Annotated in this window: 1 protein-coding gene; it reads right to left on the reverse strand. The window is 26.2% G+C overall.

Going from position 1 to position 2,611, the window contains the following annotated elements:
- Positions 1-141: 141 nt before the first annotated feature.
- Positions 142-2,611, reverse strand: a 2,470-nt coding sequence (locus Q0352_RS11175; RefSeq protein ID WP_299527498.1) for a TonB-dependent receptor, incomplete at its 5' end; no start/stop codon positions are given.

Raw genomic sequence — 2,611 nt, forward strand, 5'->3', positions numbered from 1 at the left:
AATGAAACCCAACGGGTTTCCTTTATAATTATTTTATATTAAAAAAATAGAATTATTATACAACTGATATTCAATATTTAACAATTCACATTAATCTTAAAAGTTTTGTTTTTAATTCAAAAACCTAAGTTTAAATTATATTTAATATTTTAATCTAAAACTAAAATTAAAAGTTGGTTGTATTGAATATCTATCTATAGATAAAATTTCTTTTTTTGAAAAATCATATATAAAAAATTTGTGAAGTATATTTTTCGTTTTTAAAATATTTATAAATGAAAATCCAATTTCTGGTTTAACCCTTTTATTTTTATTTTTAAATTTATATCCTAAGGAAATATCCATTCTTTTATAATTCGGTAATGTAAATCCATTTAAATCTTTATAAGAAAACCTATAAGTAGTTGCCGATAATTCTGCAACTTCAGAAGGGAATGAATATGGTTTTCCAGAATGCCATTTCCATGCTAAAGCAATATTTAAATTATCAATAGTTACAGCTGTTGAAGCAACTATTTGGTGTTTTATACTTTGATTTCCAGGAAATGAGATTGAGTTATTTAAATTTTTAAAAATATTAATGGCATCAGTATATGTGTAGCTAAACCAACTTGTAACAAAACCCGTTTTATTTCTAATAAAAAAATCAAACCCTTCAACTTCGCTTTCTCCTATATGAAAATCTTGATCGTTTGGATCTAAAAAACCATAATTAAAAGTGGTAATTCCTTCTATTCCTTTATTAAAATATTCAAAATCTATTAGGAAATTTTTATTATTAAAAGATAAGCCTCCATTAAATTGATGAACATGTAACAAAGGGAATTGCTCTCCATCAACTCCAACCCATAAATGATTTCCATTTTCAAAGGTTTCACTTACAGTCTCATATGTTTGAAGTAAAGCTTGTGTTTTTATTTCAAAAGAAGCATTTACATTAAAATATTTCAAAAATGCTTTTTTAGCGTATAATCTTGGTTCAAATTGAAATGAATTCAATTGTTGATAATAATTAAAGCGAACTCCACACCTAATAAAATAATTTTCTGGTTGCTGAACTGTATAATTACCATATATGGAATGTGTTCCAATAATACTTTTTTTGGAATCTTCTATAGAAGAATCATCTTCGTGCATTGATAAATAATCAAATAATATGTTTTTCTCATTCCAGTGATAACCAAATTGAAGCTTTGCAGCTTCCTTTAAAATAAGTTCATGATCAACATTAAAACTAATTTCTCTAATGCTATTGTTTCTTATATTTAAATCCTCTTCTTCTAACTCGCCATCATCTTCAATCTCATTTAAAAGCTGATAATAATCCATTAAATATTCCGTATAATTAGCTGTAATTTGGGTGTTATTTTTTATATTTTTTATATTCCAAACTAGCCCACCACTTTTGCTATTAGCATATAGGTTTTCATTTAACAAATAATCATCCTCTTTAAAACTTAAATTAAATTTATCCAACATTACTAAACCTTGAATACGAAGTGAATTATTTTTATTCAATTGATAATTAATACCTCCACTAATATCATAATAAAAAACATTTTTATTTAATATTTCGGAAGTAGTAATACTTGAATTTTTAAAGGTTTGATTTATTAAATTATTAAAAGGTTGAAACTGCAAAATATCTGTAAAAGACCTTCTAATTGAAAAATCCGTCGATATTTTATTGCCTATTTTTAAATTAGATGATAAATCAATGTCTAACAAATTAATGCCTAAAGAAGCATTTGATTGAATACTATCAACAACTAATGTAGAAATTTCAATTAAACCTCCAGTATGGCTACCATACTTTGCATTAACACCATTACTATAAAAGTTTACTTTAGTAATTGAATTAGGGTTTACTGATGAAATGCCTCCTAATAAGTGACCCGTATGGTATAACCTGATTCCATTCCACAAAATCAAATTATGATCAGGAGTACTTCCATGTACAAATAAGTCTGTTGCATTTTCTTGAGAATTGGAAACTCCAGGTAATTGCTGTATACTTTGAAAAACATCTGCATTAATTAACCCTCCTAAAACACCTTGATTTTTTGGCGTTAAAACAAAACCGCCTTCCCTATTTTTTGAAATTCCTTTTGCTAGATATGAAATTTCAACCAAATCTAATTGAGTTTCTTTAACAGAAATCTTGATTTCTACATATCTATTATCGCCGGAAATTGGAATATTATACTTCCCGTAAGCAATATGACTTATCTGAATGTTTTTAGGCCCATAAATATTAATAAACTCAAATTTTCCACTTTCATCCGAAATTGAGTTTAGACCATTAATAAAAACTATAGCACCTTCAACAGGTAAGCTCGTATTTTTATCAATAATTACGCCTCCAAATTTGGTATTAGAATCTTTAATAGGTAAACTTAATGCATAAACCTCTTGACCAGTCTTGATAGAAGAAATTTGATATTCTTCTTTTAAATCTGCTAAAAAAGAATCCAATGTGATAGGTAATTCTTTATTGTAATCAATTAGAAGATTAAGTGCCTCATCATTATATGAAAAAAAAACTTTATACTTTTTTTCAGCACTTTGAAGAGTTTGCTTCAAACTTATTTCAGTTTGACCAAACAAAATA

The organism is uncultured Lutibacter sp. (assembly GCF_937891065.1).
In the GTDB taxonomy this organism is placed as follows: Bacteria; Bacteroidota; Bacteroidia; order Flavobacteriales; family Flavobacteriaceae; genus Lutibacter.